17 protein-coding genes are annotated in these 19,454 nt (G+C 46.0%); 12 read left to right on the forward strand and 5 right to left on the reverse strand.

Annotated features, from left to right (window positions below; genetic code table 11):
- Positions 1 to 64 precede the first annotated feature (64 nt).
- The 3 genes from MKY97_RS12745 to MKY97_RS12755 form a co-directional block, all read right to left on the reverse strand.
- Positions 65 to 664, reverse strand: a complete 600-nt coding sequence (locus MKY97_RS12745) for a response regulator transcription factor (RefSeq protein ID WP_154984201.1) — start codon at positions 662 to 664, stop codon at positions 65 to 67.
- Positions 661 to 1,809, reverse strand: a complete 1,149-nt coding sequence (locus MKY97_RS12750; RefSeq protein ID WP_342556317.1) for a sensor histidine kinase — start codon at positions 1,807 to 1,809, stop codon at positions 661 to 663. The genes MKY97_RS12745 and MKY97_RS12750 overlap by 4 nt, the downstream gene beginning before the upstream one ends.
- Positions 1,810 to 1,906: 97 nt before the next feature.
- Positions 1,907 to 2,965, reverse strand: a complete 1,059-nt coding sequence (locus MKY97_RS12755) for a fatty acid desaturase (RefSeq protein WP_342555773.1) — start codon at positions 2,963 to 2,965, stop codon at positions 1,907 to 1,909.
- A gap of 436 nt (positions 2,966 to 3,401) precedes the next feature.
- On the opposite strand from MKY97_RS12755, the gene MKY97_RS12760 reads away from it, so the two are divergent.
- The 6 genes from MKY97_RS12760 (at position 3,402) to MKY97_RS12785 (ending at position 10,318) form a co-directional block, all read left to right on the forward strand.
- A complete protein-coding gene (locus tag MKY97_RS12760; protein ID WP_342555774.1) occupies positions 3,402 to 4,241 on the forward strand; it encodes a YitT family protein in 840 nt (279 codons plus the stop codon).
- 267 nt (positions 4,242 to 4,508) lie between these two features.
- Positions 4,509 to 5,888, forward strand: a complete 1,380-nt coding sequence (locus MKY97_RS12765) for an ROK family transcriptional regulator (protein ID WP_342555775.1) — start codon at positions 4,509 to 4,511, stop codon at positions 5,886 to 5,888.
- 229 nt (positions 5,889 to 6,117) lie between these two features.
- On the forward strand, positions 6,118 to 7,194 hold the full coding sequence (locus tag MKY97_RS12770) for an ROK family protein (protein WP_342555776.1): 1,077 nt from the start codon (positions 6,118 to 6,120) through the stop codon (positions 7,192 to 7,194).
- Positions 7,195 to 7,243: 49 nt separating this feature from the next.
- Positions 7,244 to 7,375 (forward strand): hypothetical protein, encoded by a 132-nt coding sequence (locus MKY97_RS12775; RefSeq protein ID WP_342555777.1) that lies wholly within the window; start codon positions 7,244 to 7,246, stop codon positions 7,373 to 7,375.
- Between the two features lie 12 nt (positions 7,376 to 7,387).
- Positions 7,388 to 8,467 (forward strand): MFS transporter, encoded by a 1,080-nt coding sequence (locus MKY97_RS12780; RefSeq protein WP_342555778.1) that lies wholly within the window; start codon positions 7,388 to 7,390, stop codon positions 8,465 to 8,467.
- Between the two features lie 156 nt (positions 8,468 to 8,623).
- Entirely contained in the window at positions 8,624 to 10,318 is a 1,695-nt protein-coding gene (locus MKY97_RS12785) for a hypothetical protein (RefSeq protein WP_342555779.1), read from the forward strand.
- 632 nt (positions 10,319 to 10,950) lie between these two features.
- Here the strand turns inward: MKY97_RS12785 and MKY97_RS12790 are convergent.
- Positions 10,951 to 11,541, reverse strand: a complete 591-nt coding sequence (locus MKY97_RS12790; protein WP_342555780.1) for an AAA family ATPase — start codon at positions 11,539 to 11,541, stop codon at positions 10,951 to 10,953.
- A gap of 249 nt (positions 11,542 to 11,790) precedes the next feature.
- Between MKY97_RS12790 and MKY97_RS12795 the strand changes: the two genes are divergently transcribed.
- Entirely contained in the window at positions 11,791 to 12,126 is a 336-nt protein-coding gene (locus MKY97_RS12795) for a helix-turn-helix transcriptional regulator (RefSeq protein ID WP_342555781.1), read from the forward strand.
- Positions 12,126 to 13,502, forward strand: a complete 1,377-nt coding sequence (locus tag MKY97_RS12800; protein WP_342555782.1) for an FtsW/RodA/SpoVE family cell cycle protein — start codon at positions 12,126 to 12,128, stop codon at positions 13,500 to 13,502. Before MKY97_RS12795 ends, MKY97_RS12800 begins: the two co-directional genes overlap by 1 nt.
- Positions 13,503 to 13,536: 34 nt before the next feature.
- On the opposite strand, the gene MKY97_RS12805 is transcribed toward MKY97_RS12800, so the two are convergent.
- On the reverse strand, positions 13,537 to 15,330 hold the full coding sequence (locus tag MKY97_RS12805) for an ABC transporter substrate-binding protein (RefSeq protein WP_342555783.1): 1,794 nt from the start codon (positions 15,328 to 15,330) through the stop codon (positions 13,537 to 13,539).
- 134 nt (positions 15,331 to 15,464) lie between these two features.
- On the opposite strand from MKY97_RS12805, the gene MKY97_RS12810 reads away from it, so the two are divergent.
- The 4 genes from MKY97_RS12810 to MKY97_RS12825 all read left to right on the forward strand — a co-directional run bounded on the left by MKY97_RS12810 (position 15,465) and on the right by MKY97_RS12825 (position 19,435).
- Positions 15,465 to 17,078, forward strand: a complete 1,614-nt coding sequence (locus MKY97_RS12810) for a DUF4173 domain-containing protein (RefSeq protein WP_342555784.1) — start codon at positions 15,465 to 15,467, stop codon at positions 17,076 to 17,078.
- A 104-nt stretch (positions 17,079 to 17,182) separates the two neighbouring features.
- Positions 17,183 to 17,533: a hypothetical protein gene (locus MKY97_RS12815; RefSeq protein ID WP_342555785.1), complete on the forward strand. Its 351-nt coding sequence runs from the start codon at positions 17,183 to 17,185 to the stop codon at positions 17,531 to 17,533.
- On the forward strand, positions 17,470 to 18,330 hold the full coding sequence (gene yidC / locus MKY97_RS12820) for a membrane protein insertase YidC (RefSeq protein ID WP_342555786.1): 861 nt from the start codon (positions 17,470 to 17,472) through the stop codon (positions 18,328 to 18,330). Before MKY97_RS12815 ends, yidC begins: the two co-directional genes overlap by 64 nt.
- A 424-nt stretch (positions 18,331 to 18,754) precedes the next feature.
- On the forward strand, positions 18,755 to 19,435 hold the full coding sequence (locus MKY97_RS12825) for an MBL fold metallo-hydrolase (protein ID WP_342555787.1): 681 nt from the start codon (positions 18,755 to 18,757) through the stop codon (positions 19,433 to 19,435).
- Positions 19,436 to 19,454 lie beyond the last annotated feature (19 nt).

The raw sequence follows: 19,454 nt of genomic DNA on the forward strand, positions 1-19,454 counted from the left end.
GTTATCTATAACGGGTATCGCTGCTGCTCAGCTTACTATTCGTTACAGCATCTTTCCGTTCCGCTTACTTAAACCATCCCTTTTCCTTAGATCGGGTGATCGCTTCTATGCGGTTGCTCGCGTTTAACTTATTCAGGATGATGGAAATGTAATTCCGCACAGTCCCTGTAGTAATGAACAAATGACCAGCGATTTCTTTTGTGTTTTTTCCATCAGCCATGAGACCGAGCACGGCATGTTCCCGTTCAGTTAACGGGTTTTCCTCCACATAAGCTTCATCCACCAGATCGGGAGCGAAGATACGTCTTCCATTCATCACTTGGCGGATTGCCTCAGCCAGTTCTTCAATCGGGCTGTCTTTCAGCAGATATCCCCGAACTCCCCCTTTGAGTGCCCTTTCGAAATATCCGGTTCTGGCAAACGTGGTAAGGATAATGACTTTACAGTTCATGCCCTTAAGTTCCTCAGCAGCTTCCAGCCCGCTCTTCACAGGCATTTCAATATCCATTAAACAGATGTCAGGGGCATGCTGCTGCACAAGTGCAAGGGCTTCCTGGCCATTGCTGGCTTGTCCGACAACCTCCATATCCTCCTCCAGATTCAGCAGGGATGATAATGCGCCTAACATCATACGCTGATCTTCGGCAATGACGATTCTGATCATTCTTCGGCCTCCTTCATAGGTTTGCGTACCAGCTTGGGTACATGAATGACTACTGCTGTGCCTTCCAGCTGTGCACCTGTTCGAATGTCCATACATCCGTTTACGAATTCCAGTCGTTCTTTCATACCGAGAATTCCGGTTCCCCGGCGGTCCTGCTTGCGCGTACCTTCGATACCTATCCCGTTATCATGGACCGTTAAAACATTATGGGAAGGGGTTTCTTCTATTGTAATGGTGCATACCGAGGCCTGACTGTGTTTCACTACATTGGTGACCGCTTCTTTCAGACACATACCAAGCACATTTTCATTCAACTGAGAGGTGTCCTGCAGCTTCGAGCTGCCCTTTAAAATAAATTCAATGGAAGCAGCTTTCAGAATTTGTTCCGCCCGGAACAGCTCATCGACCAGCTGCGTTCCACGCATCGTCGTAACCATCTCGCGAACTTCTTTGAGAGCTGTACTTGCTGTTTGTCGAAGTTCGTTCAGTTCAACGATGGCTTGGTCCGGATTTTTGCGAAGCAGGCGTTTGGCAAGATCGGTTTTGAGCCCGATCAGAGAGAGTTTCTGTCCGAGTGTGTCGTGAAGATCCCTTGCGATCCGCTGCCTTTCTTCCATTTTGACCAGATCATCCAGTCTTTTATTGGCACTTTCCAGCTGGCCTTCCAGCTGTTCCCGTTTGTTTTTGTTGTACGTGCTGATCGGAAGTAGGATAGAAGCCATCAGACTGATAAAGACAAATGGAAACTGACTAAGCAGCATGGAATTTTGATTGATAAAACCAAAATTGACCGTCAGGAAGCTTGCACCAAGATTCACCGAATAGAGTGTGAAGAAACCGGCTTTATTTTTTATATTGCCAATAAAAAAAGCTAGGAATAATGAGAAATAAGCATAATCATATGCAATCGTCATCGTTATGGATATAGCGATCAGCAGTCCGATCCACATGTAGACCTGCCATCCTTTGGTGATGAAGGCCAGCAGATAACAGACAAAGAATACAAGGATGATAATAATGCCGGTCACCATTGTCCATAATTGAGAATATTGAGAGATGTAATAGAAGGGCAGAATAAAAAAGACGAGCCATACGTACGGATTCAAGCCTGTATTTTTATAAAAAAGCTGTGACCACTTCTGGATATTATTCTCCTCCTTGAATCATTACAATAGTAATAAGCTTTTAGCCTGACTGTAGCATGACTATCGTCTGAATACAAGAAAACGAATCTGACAGAGCCTAAGGCTTCTCTGTCAGACTCGCTTGATTAGTTACACGAATTGGGTTCGGAACGTAGCTTTTGCGTGTATTACGACGCAGGTCTTTGAAACTGATAAACTGTTTGCTGTCCTCATCCCACAGACGGAAACGAAGCGCAACCAGGCTGGAACGAAGCGTAATCGTTGTTGCCTTCTGCAGAGGCGGTGTTGCATTATGTGCTTCCTCCAGATAGTAATTGGGTACACGCGGACTCAAGTGATGCACATGATGGAATCCGATATTTCCGCTGACCCACTGCAGCAGTTTGGGCAGTTTGTAATAGGAGCTGCCCTCTACGGCTGCTTTCACATAGCTCCACTCATCTTCGTGTTCGAAATACGTCTCTTCAAATTGATGCTGGACATAGAACAGCCAGATGCCGAAGAAACCGGAGAAGAAAAATACAGGTGCCTGCACCATAACAAAGGCCTGCCAGCCAATCAGCCAGCACATGAAGCCATACAGCGCAATAATTAAAACGGTTGTTAAATGGGTATTGATTCGTTCTTTACGTCTTGCCGCTTTGCGGTTAAAGCGGTAAGCAAGCAGGAATACATAGATCGGCCCGATGCCAAACATGATAACCGGATTCCGGTATACACGATAGAAGAGACGCATCCATGGTGTGGCAGACTTATATTCATCCACGGTCATGACCCAGATGTCACCTACACCGCGTTTGTCCAGATTGCCGCTTGTCGCATGGTGAATGGAATGTTCAGCCTTCCACTGCTGGTAGGGAGTTAGAGTTAGCACACCGGTAATGGTGCCGAGAATATCGTTGGCCCGTTTGCTCTTGAAGAATGATCCGTGACAGCAGTCATGGAAAATAATAAACGTGCGCAGGACAAATCCTGAGGCCACAAGTGCGATCGGAAACGTAAGCCAGTAGGATATCGATAAGCTGTAGTAGGCGGCTGCCCACAATAAGAAGAGCGGGAGCAATGTATTGATTAGTTGACGAATGCTTAGTTTGAGATCATTTTTTTCAAAAGGGGTGACTTCTTTTTTCAGAGCCATTTCTTTGCTTCTGCTCATGTATGTTCCTCCTTAATTCGATACAACGGTAATAGATGTATCTTGCGATTCCCGGCAGGACTCTCCTTTTGGGAAGCGTTTTTATCATTGTAAAAGAAAGCGTTCTTGATCGTAAGTCATAAACGTCAGCCTGTTGTAATGATAAATATCAATAATGGACCATGACATTTGTCATGGTTAATAGCTTAGAATTCATGATACGGAGCTGCGAAAAGAGGGAGGTTACAAATTTCCTTTGTACAAATGATGCAACAATTTGTATTATGTATACAAATTTTGCGAAGAGCGTGGTAGAATCTAACCTTGAGTGTATATGACAGTGCGTTTAGATGAAGCTGAGTAACAGATTTATTTAAATGAAGTTAGATCACAAATATTTTATTCGAAGGTTAGATAAGTAAGAGTTTAATTCTGGATGAATAGGGTGGAGCGCTGCATGAAAAAAAGAATTACGGATATTTTATTTCTTATGGCTGGTGCCTTTCTGTTTGCACTGGCGGTTAACTTGTTTGTCATCCCGAATGATCTCGCAGAGGGCGGCGTAACAGGAATTACCATCATTCTGTATTACTTGTTCCACTGGTCCCCGGGGCTTATGAACCTGATTCTTAATGGTCTTTTGTTAATTGTAGGTTACAAGTTTCTTGATCGAACAACGACGGTGTACACAATTATAGCGGTTATCTTTAATTCCCTGTTCCTGCACCTGACAGAAAGCTGGAGCATTGCTTCAGATGAGCTGTGGGTTAATACAATCTTTGCAGGGGTGTTCGCCGGTCTGGGCATTGGTTTGATTGTCAGAGTGGGAGGGACCACAGCAGGCACGGTTATTTTGGCGCGGCTTGCGAACAAATATCTGGACTGGAATATCAGCTATGGATTGCTGTTTTTTGACCTAATTGTGGCATTCTCGTCGTACTTTATTATTGGACCACAGGGTTTGATGTGTACAATTGTGCTGCTCTTTGTCGGTACAAAAATGATGGAGTTTATTATTGAAGGACTGAATCCCAAAAAAGCCGTGATGATTATCTCATCCAAACAGGATCAGATTGCGAAGCAGGTTATTGAAAAGATGGACCGCGGAGTAACCGTTCTATCGGGGCATGGTTACTATACTAAGAATCCAAAAGAGATTTTGTATATTGTTATCAGTAAACAAGAGGTACCGATGCTGAAAAAAATTGTGCGGGCAGAAGATGAGATCGCATTTATCACGATCCATGATGTACGTGACGTATTCGGAGAAGGCTTTATCGAGCTTTCGAAGTCTTAACATTTCCATAGAGCCGCGGTTCAGGGACGAAGCAGAGCAAGATTACTGCTTCGTCCTTTGCTTTTATGAAGTATGTCGTTTTTTCATTACACCATGAAAGTGATCTTCAGTGATTATCGTATCTCATAGGTCGCGGCTGCAGATGGCAGGATGAAGATAGGTTTTGGCAGAAAAGAAGCTGTACACACTCCGAAGTGAATGATATATTGAATTTAATTCGTTAAGAAACTTAACTAACTATAAAAACTATAAAATGGAGGTGATCCAATGGCTGGCACGCCGCAATATATCCGCAATTTGAACGAAAATCTGATTATGGATGCCCTGATTACTCAAGGCAGCATGTCAAGAGCGGACATCAGCCGTCAGACAGGACTCAGCAAACCAACGGTGTCATCCGCGGTCGAACATCTGATCGAGCGGAATCTGGTGAAAGAGACGGGCAGGGCTGATAATGCCCAAGGCCGCAAGGCTACGCTTATTCAATTCAATGAAAAAGCTTATTATGTCTGCGGTGTTGATATTGGAGCCACACGGATTCGGATTGCTCTATCAGACCTGAGCGGACAGATTACGGCGTATGCAGTCTACCCGCCGATTGTTCCGGAAAAGAAGGAAGAGCCGGAATCAGAGTCAGAACGAGAGTTAGAATCGAAGTCGAAACGATATCCAAGTCCAGAACCTGGATTAAATCAGTTCAATGGAGAGGCAGCAGCGGAGGAGATGTACCAAACGTCAGAATCATCTCAAACGTGTGAAAAGTCTGTACTTCACCTGCTGTACAGCTATGTGGGGCAGCTGCTGCAGGAGAATGATCTGCAGTGGGGTGATCTTCGCTGTATCGGGTTTGGGATTCCTGGTGTTGTCCTGCCGGGATCGGGACAAATTAGCCGGATTGTAGACCCGCTTGCAGGCTTGGAACAGAGTTTCTCGCGCGATGCGTTGGCTCAAGCTTTTCCATGCGATGTCATTCTGGATAATGACGTCAATCTTGCTGCGCTTGGTGAGTACAGGAGCGGCGCGGCGACAGACTCGCCACTGTTTGTTTTTTTCTCGATTGGGGCGGGAACAGGTGCGGGTATCATGGTTCGGGGCCAACTGCTTCATGGTCTAAGCGGATTAACGGGTGAAGTAGCCGAGATGCTGCTGGAGGATGGCCGACGCCTGGAAGATGTATTGTCAGCAGACGGACTGATGCATCTGGCGAAGCATTATGGGCTGGAGACATTTGTTAGATCAGATATAGAGAACTCGTCAGCTGCAGGTTTTGAGACGCCAGATAATCTGGATACATCGGACACTTCGGATACCCTGCTGACGCCGGAAGTGATCTTTGAAGCCGCGCGCAGTGGAGAAGTTCAGGCCGTGGAAGTAATGAAGCAGTACAGTCGGACGATTGCTTCGGCACTGCGACAGATCAGCACGGTGCTTGCTCCTGAACTGATCGTGCTGGGCGGCGGAATTGGCGGGAACGGGGATGTATTGCTGCCTTTGTTAAGGCAAATGGCTGGGGAGCAATTTCCAGTGCAGCCGAAGTTGATCTGTTCCGCTCTTGGAGAACGGGCAGTTGTCACAGGTGCTGTGCAGGTGGCACTGCAGCAGACATTGCAGAATCTGCAGCAGGAAGCGCTTGTAGAATCGAGGTAAAAGGTAAGAGGTAGAAAGTAAGAAATAGAGGTAAGAAGCAAGTCCAAATTAATTCGTAGTAACCCCGTAGTCACCACTGGTACTGTATGTGGTAGGTGCCTTAGATGGTTTTAATAGACGCCAATAAGCTCTTTTACGTCCACTCTCCAGGTTATATCGAACAAAGCGAGCATTCTCAAAGCGTTTTAAAAGGTGGGCCAAAAAAGATATTCTCCAAGGAGGAATCGGAATGACAAATAAAGATCATGGAAGTGCAGCTGGTCAGCAGTTAGACGCAAACATCACTGAAAACGCGCAGGTTGAAAGGATGGAGCTGCAGACTTCATGGACTGCAGGTGTGGACATCGGCGGTACCAAAACGCTGATGCTGCTGTCCACTCAGAAGGAGGGGGGAGAAATTCACGAACGCAAACTGCAAACCCAGGCCGCCGATCAACCGGAATCGTTTTTTCGCTGGCTGTTTGCTGAATTAAAAACATTCTGCGAAGACATTGGATGTCCGTGGGAACAGCTGGCTGGCGTAGGACTGGGATTCCCGGGTGTCGTACTGCAGGATGAAGGTGTGATGCGCAATGCACCTGCTTTTCAATGGCCGGAAGAAGACATCCGTCCTGTTATTGCAAAGTATTACAGCGGCGGTATCGTGTTGGATAACGATGTAAACATGGCAGCTATGGGAGAGGTGGATCAGGGTGCGGCGAAAGGGCATCGTCATAGTGTAATGGTAACTGTGGGTACAGGGATTGGTGCTGCGCTGGTTCTGAATGGAGCGTTATACAGCGGACAGAACGGAGCTGCGGGTGAGATCGGACACTTCATTGCAGGAGACGAAGGATTGACTTCCGAATATGCAGCAGATGGCGATGCGTTCGGAGTGTTTGAGCAAGTTACGTCTGGTACGGGAATTACGGAGCACGCGAGGAGTTATTTTACATCAGGCAAAGGAAACCCGTTATCTCTGATATGGAGCCTCGCCGGAGGACAGGCGGATCAAATTGAAGCAAGACATGTCTTTAAGGCAGCTGAAGCAGGTGATGTGACAGCCCTTGAGATTCTGGAACTTCCTATGCGCTACATGGCAAGAGGACTTGCCAATATTACGGCGCTGCTGAACCCGTCGATTATTGTGCTGGGCGGAGGTGTCGCTGCGTCCAATCCGAGCTTTTATCTAAATGAAGTTCAGTCCAGACTGAAACGTTATATTGTACTTCCGGTGCAAATTGTCATTGCTGAGCTTGGTAATAGGGCAGGGGCAATCGGAGCACTGGCGTCCATTAGACGCAGCCTGAAGCAGACGGATAGATAGAGGTAGGGTCCGAACGCAGAGACACCGAAATAGAAGGATGGAGATTCGGATGAGAGATAGACATATGAAGGCTGATACTAAAAAAAGAAAAGCCGATGATAATGAAGCAAAAGCCGTATTAATTAAATTGCAGGGCCTGTATCTGTTCATGGGACTTGCTGGAGGCATCTTTAACCCTTAAATCAATCCGATTTTGGTTTCACAGGGCTTTTCCAGTAAAGATACCGGTTTTATTATGGCTTTTGGAACATTAATATCCGTCATTCTCCAGCCAATCTGGGGGGTTTTGGTGGATAAATTCCAAAAGACGCGTCTTGTACTCGTAATCAGCCTGCTTGTTCCGGCGGCACTAGCCTACTTTTATAATATTCAGGTGTATATTATATTGATTCTGATTTATACATTATGCACTGTATTTCAAGTCACACAAATCCCTGCAGCGGATTCCTATGCGGTAACGGCAGCAAGAGCGGCAAATACCTCTTACGGGATGATCCGGTTGTTTGGAAGCCTGGGGACAGGGCTTGGCGGATTTGCTGCAGGAATGTATCTGTCCCAGTTTTCAATCCATATGTTATGGCTTCCTTTTCTTTTTTTCAATATTTTAAGTGCTTTATTGGCGGGCACTCTCCCCAAACAGACGAGCATCTCCTCGTCTTCTGTAACGTTCTCTGTAGGTTTGGCAGGACTGCTTCGTAATCGTACGTTCCTTCTCTTTCTTACCGGTTGTTTCCTGGTAAATCAAACGCTGACGGCGTTTAACTCGTTTTTTGTTATTTCATTTCAGATGGCTGGCGGGTCGGCTGCTTGGACGGGGACAGCTCTTCTAATTGCGTCCATCACGAATGTTCCATCGATGCTGGCAGCCGCGTATGTGCTTCGCAAGTGGGGGCATGAGCGAACCATGCTGCTTGCGGCTGGTGCCTATGTGCTGCGCTGGGGAATTCAATGGCTGTGGCCTAGTCCGGAAGTGATGATCGGCGTTCAGGTGCTGCACGGGTTATCCTTTGGATTTTTCTATATCGCGGCTGTAGAATATGTGGCTTCCGTCACCGGACGTGAAATGCAGGCAACGGGGCAAAGTTTGTTTAATATGGTGTTTGCAGGACTTGGCGGTATCGTGGGCAGCATGCTTAACGGTTATTTACTGGACACAGGGGGACCGTCGGTCATGTATTTGGCTTGTACCATTAGTGCCGCGATGGGTGCAGTTATTTTGTATATGGTCAGCAGACAGGCCAAAGAACAGCGGAGGGTTTACCCACTCCTTTAGTCATGGCAAGAACTAATGTTCAGAGAGAAGAGCAGGGTAAACGGGAAGATAGTAGAGATATTATGCATGAATGCTGGATTTCAACAAAAAAATAACGGCAGTTGTAACGGCAGGCAATCATACTCTAAAAGGTAACGTTACAGGAGGTCTCAGAATATGACACAACCCATGGTCAAGAAGATGTCGGAAGAACAGCAGCATCTGGTCATGCAGTCGATGGACATGATGGACCGATTTTATGATGAAGAGTTTGGCCTGCTCCGCAGTTCTGGGGAGGAATCATCGGCACACGGCACACGAGGCAGCGCACATTATGCGCTCGGACTGCTGATTCGTCAAAAGTCTGGTGATGTCGAACGAGCTGTCCGTGTGCTTCATAAAGTACTTGACTACCAATATGATGCTCCCGAAGAAATCTATCACGGAACTTTCGCAACCCAGTCGACTGACGAGCATCCGCCCGCCGGTCATTATGCGTGGAAATCATTTGCCCCAGGAACAGCATATTTCCTGGAACGCACCTTTGAGAAGGTGTCGGAAGCGTTCATTCATAAGCTGCAGGAAGAAAATAATTTGTTGAAGGAAGAAGCAGATGTCAAACAATTAAGACAGCTGTTTTATGCGTCCGTCCATGGGGTTTTGCCTCCGGTCTGGATTAGCTATGATCCAAACTGGCGCGAGTTCATCGCATGTGTGTGTGCCATTGCTTCCGCAGCATTTTCGGAGCTTCTGCCGGATGCACTTATTCAGCGAATGGATGAAGCGATGGAACGTGCCGTTCAAGGCTCCGTGGACCGCAGATTATCCGATGCAATCCCGATGAACACGAACATTGAACTGATGCATATCTTCATCACCCATTACTATGGACATCGATTGAAGCGTGCCGACTGGATGCAGCATGCGGATGAACAGGCCGAAGGTTTGCTGCATGAATTCGAGCAGTATGGCGGCACGTTTGCCGAATTTAATACAACGACCTACTACGGGGTTGATTTAGCTGTACTTGGCATGTTCAGGAGGTATGCATTCACGGAGCGCATGACTGAAATCGCTAATCGGCTTGAGCATGGATTGTGGAATAATATCGCGCTGTATTACAATGCGAAGCTGGAGAATTTATCAGGTCCATTCGCACGGGCATATGATATGGAGATGCGGGAGCACAGTTCGATCGGTGTGTTTCTCTATCTTTTGCTGGGAAAAGGGTACGAACATTTAACCGGGATGAATTGCGAATCGGGGCATGACCCGATGATCGCGCTGCTTGGCATTGATGTTCCTGCCGAGGCTGTGCCGTATTTCCAAGCTCATCAAGGAGATCGCCTTGTGCAGAAACAGTTCCTGGAATTATGTGAACGCGATGATCCAAAAGCAAATCGAAATCTGTGCACGGCTTCGGCCTGGATTGGCGAAAATCGAATGATGGGTGCGATGTCAGGCAGCCGTAATACGAACGGTCAGATGCATCCGGCGACCATTCATTGGCAGACAGAGACGGGAGAGCGTTATTATCTGCGTCTTATTCGGCGCGAAACTGGCGGGGATTGGAACAGTCATTTGCGTGGAATTACATTTGAAGCAGAGGTAACACCGGACTCATTGAACATTGATGTGCAGCTGGATACAGCGGAAGAGATTGAGGTATATTTCGAAATCAAAGGACCATCTATTCGTCATCAGGATATACAACCAGAGCGCTGGGAGCTGCCGGGACTGACTTGTACGGTGAAGACAGAAGCACCGGAACCAACCATGCTGATGTATACCGATTATGCTGAAATTATTTACCGTTATGTCCCGGGTAAGTCCGAGAATCGGATGAGATTTGAACTGGGAATCAGCGACTAGAATGATCATGGAAGTGCGGGAAGTGATTTGCTGCAAGAAAATAAATTGATGTTAAGTGAAATGAAGTAAAGTAAAGTAAAGCAAAGAAAAGTGATATGAAGTTATGTTAAATACAAAATGGCAGAGGTGCAGAGCAGGGCCTAACAGGATCGATATCGTCAGCCTCACAGGTTGGATGAGACCGATCCTTTTCTTTTTGTAGTTTTTCATCCTCGTACCCCGTAACATTGAAAACGGGAGGTAGTATACAGAGCGAAGCCTCTGATCCCAAATCGCTTGCGTTATATTGCGCCAATCAATCTGAGAACGAGCTAGCTGGTGTCCAATATCAAGGGGGCGAATCACTAACGATTCCCAGAAGCGTTATTTCCTCCATATTAAATGACATAAAAATCTAACGATCTCCAGATACCTTATTTCACTGTTACAGTGACTTTTGAGTGGTATTTAGGCCGTTTTTTGGAAAATAGCGTTATGTGAAATCGTTAGAGCTTTAAATCCTCTAAAAAAGCCTAAACAAGGCTTCTCTGAATCGTTAGAGTTTGGACGCCGCGCACCTGACATCCTTCCCGCTGTATCTTCACACGAACTGCCGCAAACGCACCAAGATGATCATAAAAGGAATCGTTCTTTCACTCATATATTCGTCGTTCCAGTTCAGCAAATGCCACGGCAGGATTGTCACTAGAGTTGTCAATATACGCAATGGATGACGCCGGGAGCGGCCAGGTTACTTTTTTTCGAGCAAGAGAAGTAATAAAGGTGTCCCAGTTTGCAAGTTTCCATTCATCTAATGGAGAATGTCTGGCTGTGATACGCTTATAATACTGCGCTTCGTCCTGCAAATAAATATATGCCACTCGAACGTCGGTGTTACCAAGTGAACGCCCGATCCGAGACAGCTCCTGCTCGATCCACTCGGGTGTTTCAATCTCCTTGGTGAAGGGCCCAACGACGATCGTATCCACACCAAGATCCACATTATCCAGCGCTGCATCCATGGTGATGCGATATCCAAGATCACGGCACAAACGTTTATACTCGGGCGAATCCCGATCTGACGGATCAAGTCCCTGTAACGTCATAATGGCCTCCGCGGCAGGACGAAGCAGGATATCCATGTCTAGAAAGGCTGCTTTATATTTGCGGGAGAGCGCTTTGGCAAGCGTAGTTTTGCCGCTTCCCGCTCCGCCGAGAAAGAAAATAAGTTTACTTTTGCTCATACTTGTAGTTCTCCTTTAATTCGTGATAACGATCTGTACACTGCCAAGATTGTCGAGATGAATACGGTTCATACGCGTGAGAAGCAAACGAAGATAGTATTATTTTAACATAATTAATTAACCAAAGGCTGGACATAAAAGGATGAATAAGGTAGTATCATACCTAGATTAACTATGCATAGGTTTCCAAGGTATATAAACGTGAAATCTGATGTAGATACTTACATGCAGTTTAAAGGAGGTAAACTTTTGCAGATCAATAAACAAATGATCAAAGGCAGTACAGAGACGCTAATCCTGACCCTGCTGCAAGCACAGCCCATGTACGGCTATGAATTGATTAAAGAGCTGCACCGCCAGTCGGAAGGCGTATTCAGTTTGAAGGAAGGCACATTGTATCCTATACTGCATGCGATGGAGATCGAAGGATGGGTAGAGGCCTATTGGGCTGAAGTGGAGGGCAGAAAACGAAAATATTACGCTATTCGGGAACAGGGGATACAGGCACTGCAGCACAAAAAAGCTGAGTGGTCTCTATTTCGCCGCGCTGTAGATCGTGTGATCGGGGAAGGAGGTTTAACCTGATGAACCAGAACAAGCATGAAGAACAGAATGAGAAACACAGTCAGATTAAGGAATATCTGGATCAAATCTGCGGTCAGGTGAAGGTGAAGGAAGTACATAACGATCTTCGTGAAGAGCTGGGCAGCCATTTGGAAGAGATGATACGTGATAAGAAGCAGGAAGGATATAAACCCGACGAAGCAGCAGCTTATGCTGTTCAACAGATGGGTGATCCGGCCGAGTTAGGCAAAAGGATGAATAAGCTTCACCGTCACCGGATGCACTGGAGATTGCTGGCTGCAGTGATTATGATGGGTGTCATTGGCATGGTTTTGACCTGGATTTATACCAACAGCTCATTAGGCTTGGGGTTTGATTATTCATCTACTCATTTAATGTACACAAGTGTGGGGATAATGACCATGCTGTTCTTCATCTTTTTTGATTATCGTAAATGGATTAAATGGGCATGGCCGATTTATATTCTGATCAATGTCATGTTATGGATTACCCCGATGTTAGCAGAGGCTTACGGCGGATCGAATCGATTCTTATTTTTACCGTTTGGCATTTCCATTGATGTGACTACATCTGCCCTTTGGATACTTCCGCTGGCAATCGGCGCAATCATGATGGATCGATTTCGTCTGGTTCCGAGTAAGCAAATGATATGTACTTATACTGCACTAGCAGCTTTACCTATGGTGCTCATCTATCAAATCTCAGATTGGGTTCGATTATCTTTATTCGGCTTCACAGCTTTACTGCTGTTTGGTTGGGTTACGAGAAAGTGGCTGTACACTGTAATCGCTGCATGTTCTTGCGGAGTCGCGGCAGTTCTTATATTCCTGTTAACAGACGAGTACCGACGATTCGAAAGGTTATCTGTTCTATTTAATCTGGATAATGCCTCGAAGGGAGAAGGTTACGCGAATAACGCGATTATTGATATTGTCAGAACAGCAGGCTGGTGGGGAAATGGCATAACGATTCCACAAAATTCTCCTTTTAGGTATTATTATCTCGATTTTCCAGGCGTAATGCTGGTTGAAGTGTTTGGCTGGTCAGCATGCGTGCTGCTCATTGTAGGCATCGTCTGGCTTGTTAGAACGATGATTAAAATGCTGCCGCGCATCCAAGAAACGTTTGGTTCAATTATCGTCGTTTCTGTAACGACAGTCCTTGCGCTTCAACTCATCTATTCCGCTGCTGCCGTTACTGGAATCATGCCCATTTTGAGTATTAGATTCCCTCTTATTGGATACTCGTCTCATGTGATACTTGAATACGCCATGATCGGATTGCTTCTCGGTGTTTACCGCCGCAAGGATACAGTATTGTTAAGCGGCAGTCGCACACGTAATCACACTGGAGAGCGCATGATTTTACCTAGATGATAATCGAACAAATAAACTGAAAGTTCACGATCGATTACCACATTTGGACATTCTCAGAAGGGAACCAGATGTGACGCAGGTTAACCCACCCCTGGCTGTTGAACGATAGTCCGCGCACGGAAGGCAGATATGCTGTTTCGACAGGCTTTTGAGACAAGCTGAACATGAGATGTTCTCGGATCAGATAGCGTTGAATGTCGTCAAGCGTTTGCTTTCGGTCTGCGGCATGTGCAGTCACAGCGGCGGTTTGCAGCATGAGTCGTACCTGTTTCTTAGACTGGGTTTGCAGATGTTCGGACAGTGTGGCGTACAGATCATATCTGCGAAGTTCCACATCCCGATCCTGAATCAGAGAGAAGAGGATCAGATCAGAATCAAGACGCCAATCTCCTTTGAACTGCTCCATGCCGCCTGTGCGTATGGTGCAGGAGAAACCGGCTTGATCCAGAGCCAGTGCCAGCTGCTCCGCGTCCAGCCGATACTGTGGAATCGTAGCGATGTCTAACGGAATGCCCCCTTCATAAATTGGGATTGCACGAACAAGTACATTGGAGTCCATATCTGAATCGCTCTCTTCGTTACTTGTCTTCGAAACATTTTCTTTCGCCAGCTGGATGCACTGCTGCAAATACGCTCGTACTCCCGGATCGTTTAACGGTCCGGTTTTTCGTGTATTACACGTAAGCAGTTTCGTAACGGTTACCCCCGAACTTGCTTGTGTCCAGTCTGTGCCTGCTTTTTTGGACGGATTATGAACGAGATGGAAGAAGGGGGATTCCACATGTTCCTCCGCTTCCGGAGGTTGATCCTTACGACGTTCTATCTCTGGCGTTCCCCAAGGGATTTGCAAAATATCTACTCGGTCAATGAGAGCTCTGCCTTGAAAGTAACTTGGATAGGCTTCGAGCCTGCACAGATGATTATCCCATACACTTACTTTAAAAGGCCCTGTACCGACGGGTTTGGTCATTGGCTGGATCAGATCAACCTGTTTTACAGCCATGTCAGCGCCATTGGGGGAAGCCACGATGACTGCCCGACTTGTCGAGAGAAAAGACAAAAACAATTCCTGAGGTTTTTCTAAACGGAAACGTACAGCCAAGGGACCTAACACTTCGACCAAGTGAATCTGTTGAACAACCTCACGGTACAGTGTTCGTCGTTTCGTGGACTGCAGACGCTCAAACGTATGAACGACATCTGAAGCCGTAAGAGGCTTCCCATCGTGAAAATAAACCCCCTTACGCAAATGGAAAATCCATGTTTGACGGTCATGTGAAACATCCCATGTATGCGCCAGGGCGGGCATAATCTGTCCGTGTTCATCCCGCTGAACAAGTCCATCAAACACATGGCTTGTTACAAAAGATTCAGCAAGCAGATTAATATAAAGCGGGTCAAGCGCATGAAGCTGCTGACGTACAGGTAAACGCAGCGTGTCAATTGGCTCATTGTTGGCTCCAGCTTCAGTATGATGACCTGAGTATCCAAGCAGCCACTGGTTCAGAGCATGATGCATCGACGTAGAATTAGAAAAAGCCCGAACTTGATCGGCAGCTTCCTGTAACTCGCGGCGATTCATGGCCCCCATCATATATTCAGCGGCGATTTGATCTGCCGGAACAAGCAGGGACAAGGTCGAACGCCGTCCGCGTCCCCGCTGGGAATGCCAATGGATCCAGCCAAGAGCAGCCATTTTTTTAATTATAGTGAGGGTGTTGCGGTGGGTACAGTCAAGCAGTACAGCAAGCTCCGCCAGTGTAATTGTATGTGCTGATGTATCTCCCAACTGACTGTGCAGCTGCAGATACTGCTGATGAAGTTTCATCTAAAAGCTTCCTCCTTGATGACCGAATCCGGTACACGATCTAAAATAAGAAAGTTTATCGATCAATCTTTCTATTTATATTCCTATTTTATCACCTAGAATAAAACGTAGATAGATTAATGGAGGTATTTCCCATGATTGATAAAATAATGTCTTCCCCGCATCGTGCGTTCATCACCTTAACCAGTGCTTTTTTGCTTGCAATCCTGCATCAGTATTTGTTTTACGACTTCCATATCGGCGTATCGTACCCGATCTTTGTCATCTTGTTTTACTGCTTCATGTACACGTTTGCCAAAGACCGCATGAGAGCTTTGACGATTTTTGATGCCTGGATCGCAGCTGTTATTCTGCTGTTATCGCTGACATATCTTCTGTTCGATAATGTTCTGTTTCAAGTGCTTAACTTCATGGTTATTCCGGGGCTGATTATGACGCATCTAACGTATGTAATGGGCAGGAAGAAGAGAGCATGGTGGGAGATTGGTTTGATCGGTACAGCGATAGACCATGCCCTTCCGCAAACCATCCGGCACTGGGGAACGATCGGGTCGATGATGGTGCAGGCCGGGGGCCGTAAAATGGATAAAACCCAAAAAGCGGTTGTACTCAAAGTGCTGATCGGTCTGCTTGCCTCTGTACCTATGCTTCTCGTAGTACTTACTTTATTGTCTTCTGCGGACGGTATCTTCAATGAGTATTTATCAGGCTTTCCGGAGTGGCTGGATCAAATTGCGGTTACTCCCATGCTGCCAAGAATTATCTGGATTATTGTCGCAGGAGTTTTATTTTTCAGTTACGTGTGGGGATATGTGCATCCGATGCAGTATGAAGCCGAGAAGCGGGAGAATGCGCATTGGAAAGATAGTACAGGCTCCCCGTTAACGCCGCTTCATCCCGCTGCCGAGCCGTTGACATCGAACCCTGATACGGAGAGGAAAATTACACCAGCCTTTACGCCGGTGGATTCTCGGATTCAGACTTCGCCGGACGGTGAGCCGTTCCGGCTCGATCCGGTAATTACGGGAACGATATTAACCGTCATGAACAGTGTTTATATTTTGTTTGTACTCGTACAGTTTTCATACTTGTTCGGGACGGGGGAAGGACATCTTCCGGTGGATTTGTCTTACGCCGAGTATGCAAGAAACGGCTTTACTGAACTGATTCTGGTTACGAGTCTAAACTTTCTTATGCTGGTCGTTGTACTGCAGTATACACATGCAAAAGGCAAAAAAGGTGTAATCGTACAGCAGGCGCTGCTCCTGATTCTGGTCTGCTGCTCTGCCGTGATGTTAAGTTCCGCCTTTGTGCGTCTGAACTTGTACGAACAGGCTTACGGATATACGTACATCCGATTCCTTGTACATGCATTTATGATTTTTCTGGCTCTTTTGTTAGTCATTGCTGCACTGCGAATTCGCTGCACCAAGCTGCCCCTGATTCGCTGTTATATTGTGCTTGGGCTGACAGCGTATACAGTCATCAACTATATCGGGATGGATATCCGAATAGCGGAGCTGAACATCGAACGGTATCATCAAACCGGAAGTATTGATGCTGCTTATCTGGCAAGTTTATCTGCTGATGCCCTGCCTTTACTGCAGGATTTTGCGGAAAATGATTACCCGGAATTGAAAACAAATCTAGTGGAGCGTAAAAAGTATCTGGATCTGCATGCGGATGGTGCAGCTTGGTTTTCTTTTAATGCAGCGAGATATAGGGCCCGGCTGGAATTGTCCGAATGAAGAAGGGAATTAACGGAAGTTTTGATTTGCAGTGAGTTCCTTTGTGCAAACCGAATATGTAAGTGCTATAATGTAAAAATAAACGTATGAAGGGGGTGAATCTCTTGTTTGAATTACATGAGCTGCTTCCGTATATCTTCTCCATTGGTTTGATCTTTACCGTCAGTTACGCTTATATTGCGCATCTTCACTGCGGTATGACGGAGTATTGGATGGGGAGCGGCGCTGGAAACGGAATTGAACCCGTATTCCCGGCTGTAGACCTGCACAGGCAGTACAGGACGGATAATGGGAGCCGCATGGTCAGACGAAAAGAAGCACCGGATGAAGACGAACCAGATTGTCATTCCTCGTTGAGACTGGAATCAACCAATCAACGAGGAGGATCTATATGGAACATAAGACAAACAAGGGGTTCACACTTACATCTGGCAGGGGACGGATCTATGGCCTGATTGCAATCTTCTTCGCAGTCATGCTGCTTGCCGGGTGCAGTAACAATGTATCGGAGATTAATTCTTCGACGCCGGGATTCTTTAATCACTACATCGTTTTCCCACTGTCATATCTGATTCAGCATATTGCCGCTCTATTTCACGGAAGCTATGGTACTGCGATTATCATGATTACATTAGCCATTCGTCTCTCTCTACTGCCGCTGATGATGCGCCAGGCCAAATCCCAGCAGGGAACGCGCGTGATCATGAACGCAATGAAACCTGAACTGGATGCACTCAAGAAAAAATACGAGGGTAAGAATGATGCGGCTAATCGGCAGAAACAGTCCGAAGAAACGATGGCGCTGTATAAAAAGCATAAATTCAACCCGCTGAATATCGGCTGTCTGCCGCTGCTTATACAACTCCCGATATTGTCGGGCATATACACAGCCATCCGGCTGACGCCTGAACTGTCATCTCATTCCTTTTTGTGGTTTAAGCTCGGTGCGCCTGATTATGTGCTGGCCATTGTCGTTGCGATTATTTATCTGATTCAGGCTAAGGTGTCACAAGCTAATATGGCTCCTGAACAGCGCAAACAGTTTGCGATTATGGGATACATTTCCCCGCTCATGATGGCATTTTTCTCTTTATCGGCGCCGGCAGCGATGCCGCTGTATTGGACGGTTGGGGGATCATTTCTGGTATTACAGACGCTGTTGTTCCGTAAAATGTATCCCGTAGAACATCCGCAGGATACTGCTTCTTCAGAAGCGATGAAGGTCAAGTCTGTCAAACCTGTCAAGTCTTAAGACTGGCGATACCGATTGTTCTGCATGAATTAAATATCACACCCTGTGAAGCGGATATAACGTCTGCTTACAGGGTGTTTTCTTTTGTCCTGATCCTGAGAATGAGATAATAAAAGAAAAATGAAAAAAATTATTTTTTGGGTTTTGTTGACAAAATTTTATGCATCAATTACCATTTCATTTAGAAGTTTTTGGTAGAAATGTTTTAGGAATATAGCGATCATTTTCTTGTTCTGAAAACGAATTCTTCACATCTCAATCATTTAACTGTTAATCGGTAGGCTGATCCAATCTCAGTTTTTTCTATTCATGTACATAACAGCAGCACTGGCAGAGTTGTTTTCACCAGATACGCCTGACACTGAGGGTTGGTTATCCGTGTCTCTATATAATTATCCCATTTACCTACTAAGGAGAACTGCATATGACAACCAGTGAATACAAAGTGTATCCTATTAAATCAAGTTATGGAGTCTTTATTAATTATAGTTACATTGTTATTGATGCATTAACTCAAGAGGCGGCCGTTATTGATCCCTCGTGGGATCTGGCGTCTATTCTCAATATTCTTGAAGCGGAAAGCGCGGAGCTTACACACATTTTGCTGACTCACTCCCATCCTGATCATGTACATCTTGTACAGGCTTTATTGGATCGCTTTGATCCTAAAGTGTATATGGGTGCTGCAGAAATTGAATTTTTCAATTACCAGTGTGCGAATTTACATGCTGTAAAGGATCAGGATACCATTTTATTAGGCAGCACGCTGATTTCCTGCATACACACGCCTGGTCATACACCAGGTTCTATCTGTTTTTCATTGAAAAATTGTATTTTTACAGGAGATACATTGTTTGCAGAAGGATGCGGCATATGCTCTGAACGCGGAGGTGACCCGGCACTTATGTATCACAGTTTGCAAACCATACGGAATCGAGTCCATCCATCTGTACATGTATACCCGGCACATTCGTTTGGAGTTGAACCCGGGCAGAAACTCTATCTTGTTCTGGAAAGAAACATCTATTTTAATATTTTTGATGAAGAACAGTTCGTGGCTTTTCGTATGAGAAAAAATCAGCCTGACGCCAAAAGTTTTGTCTGAAAAAAAGGGGGGCGTGATA

Source organism: Paenibacillus sp. FSL R7-0652 (genome assembly GCF_038595045.1).
Lineage (GTDB): Bacteria > Bacillota > Bacilli > Paenibacillales > Paenibacillaceae > Paenibacillus.

Excerpts from the sequence above, each read along its gene's own strand:
- MKY97_RS12745 (WP_154984201.1), bottom strand. The coding sequence starts at position 664 with ATGATCAGAATCGTCATTGCCGAAGATCAGCGTATGATGTTAGGCGCA.
- MKY97_RS12755 (WP_342555773.1), bottom strand. The coding sequence starts at position 2,965 with ATGAGCAGAAGCAAAGAAATGGCTCTGAAAAAAGAAGTCACCCCTTTT.
- MKY97_RS12760 (WP_342555774.1), top strand. The coding sequence starts at position 3,402 with ATGAAAAAAAGAATTACGGATATTTTATTTCTTATGGCTGGTGCCTTT.
- MKY97_RS12765 (WP_342555775.1), top strand. The coding sequence starts at position 4,509 with ATGGCTGGCACGCCGCAATATATCCGCAATTTGAACGAAAATCTGATT.
- MKY97_RS12770 (WP_342555776.1), top strand. The coding sequence starts at position 6,118 with ATGACAAATAAAGATCATGGAAGTGCAGCTGGTCAGCAGTTAGACGCA.
- MKY97_RS12775 (WP_342555777.1), top strand. The coding sequence starts at position 7,244 with ATGAGAGATAGACATATGAAGGCTGATACTAAAAAAAGAAAAGCCGAT.
- MKY97_RS12785 (WP_342555779.1), top strand. The coding sequence starts at position 8,624 with ATGACACAACCCATGGTCAAGAAGATGTCGGAAGAACAGCAGCATCTG.
- MKY97_RS12790 (WP_342555780.1), bottom strand. The coding sequence starts at position 11,541 with ATGAGCAAAAGTAAACTTATTTTCTTTCTCGGCGGAGCGGGAAGCGGC.
- MKY97_RS12800 (WP_342555782.1), top strand. The coding sequence starts at position 12,126 with ATGAACCAGAACAAGCATGAAGAACAGAATGAGAAACACAGTCAGATT.
- MKY97_RS12805 (WP_342555783.1), bottom strand. The coding sequence starts at position 15,330 with ATGAAACTTCATCAGCAGTATCTGCAGCTGCACAGTCAGTTGGGAGAT.
- MKY97_RS12810 (WP_342555784.1), top strand. The coding sequence starts at position 15,465 with ATGATTGATAAAATAATGTCTTCCCCGCATCGTGCGTTCATCACCTTA.
- yidC (WP_342555786.1), top strand. The coding sequence starts at position 17,470 with ATGGAACATAAGACAAACAAGGGGTTCACACTTACATCTGGCAGGGGA.
- MKY97_RS12825 (WP_342555787.1), top strand. The coding sequence starts at position 18,755 with ATGACAACCAGTGAATACAAAGTGTATCCTATTAAATCAAGTTATGGA.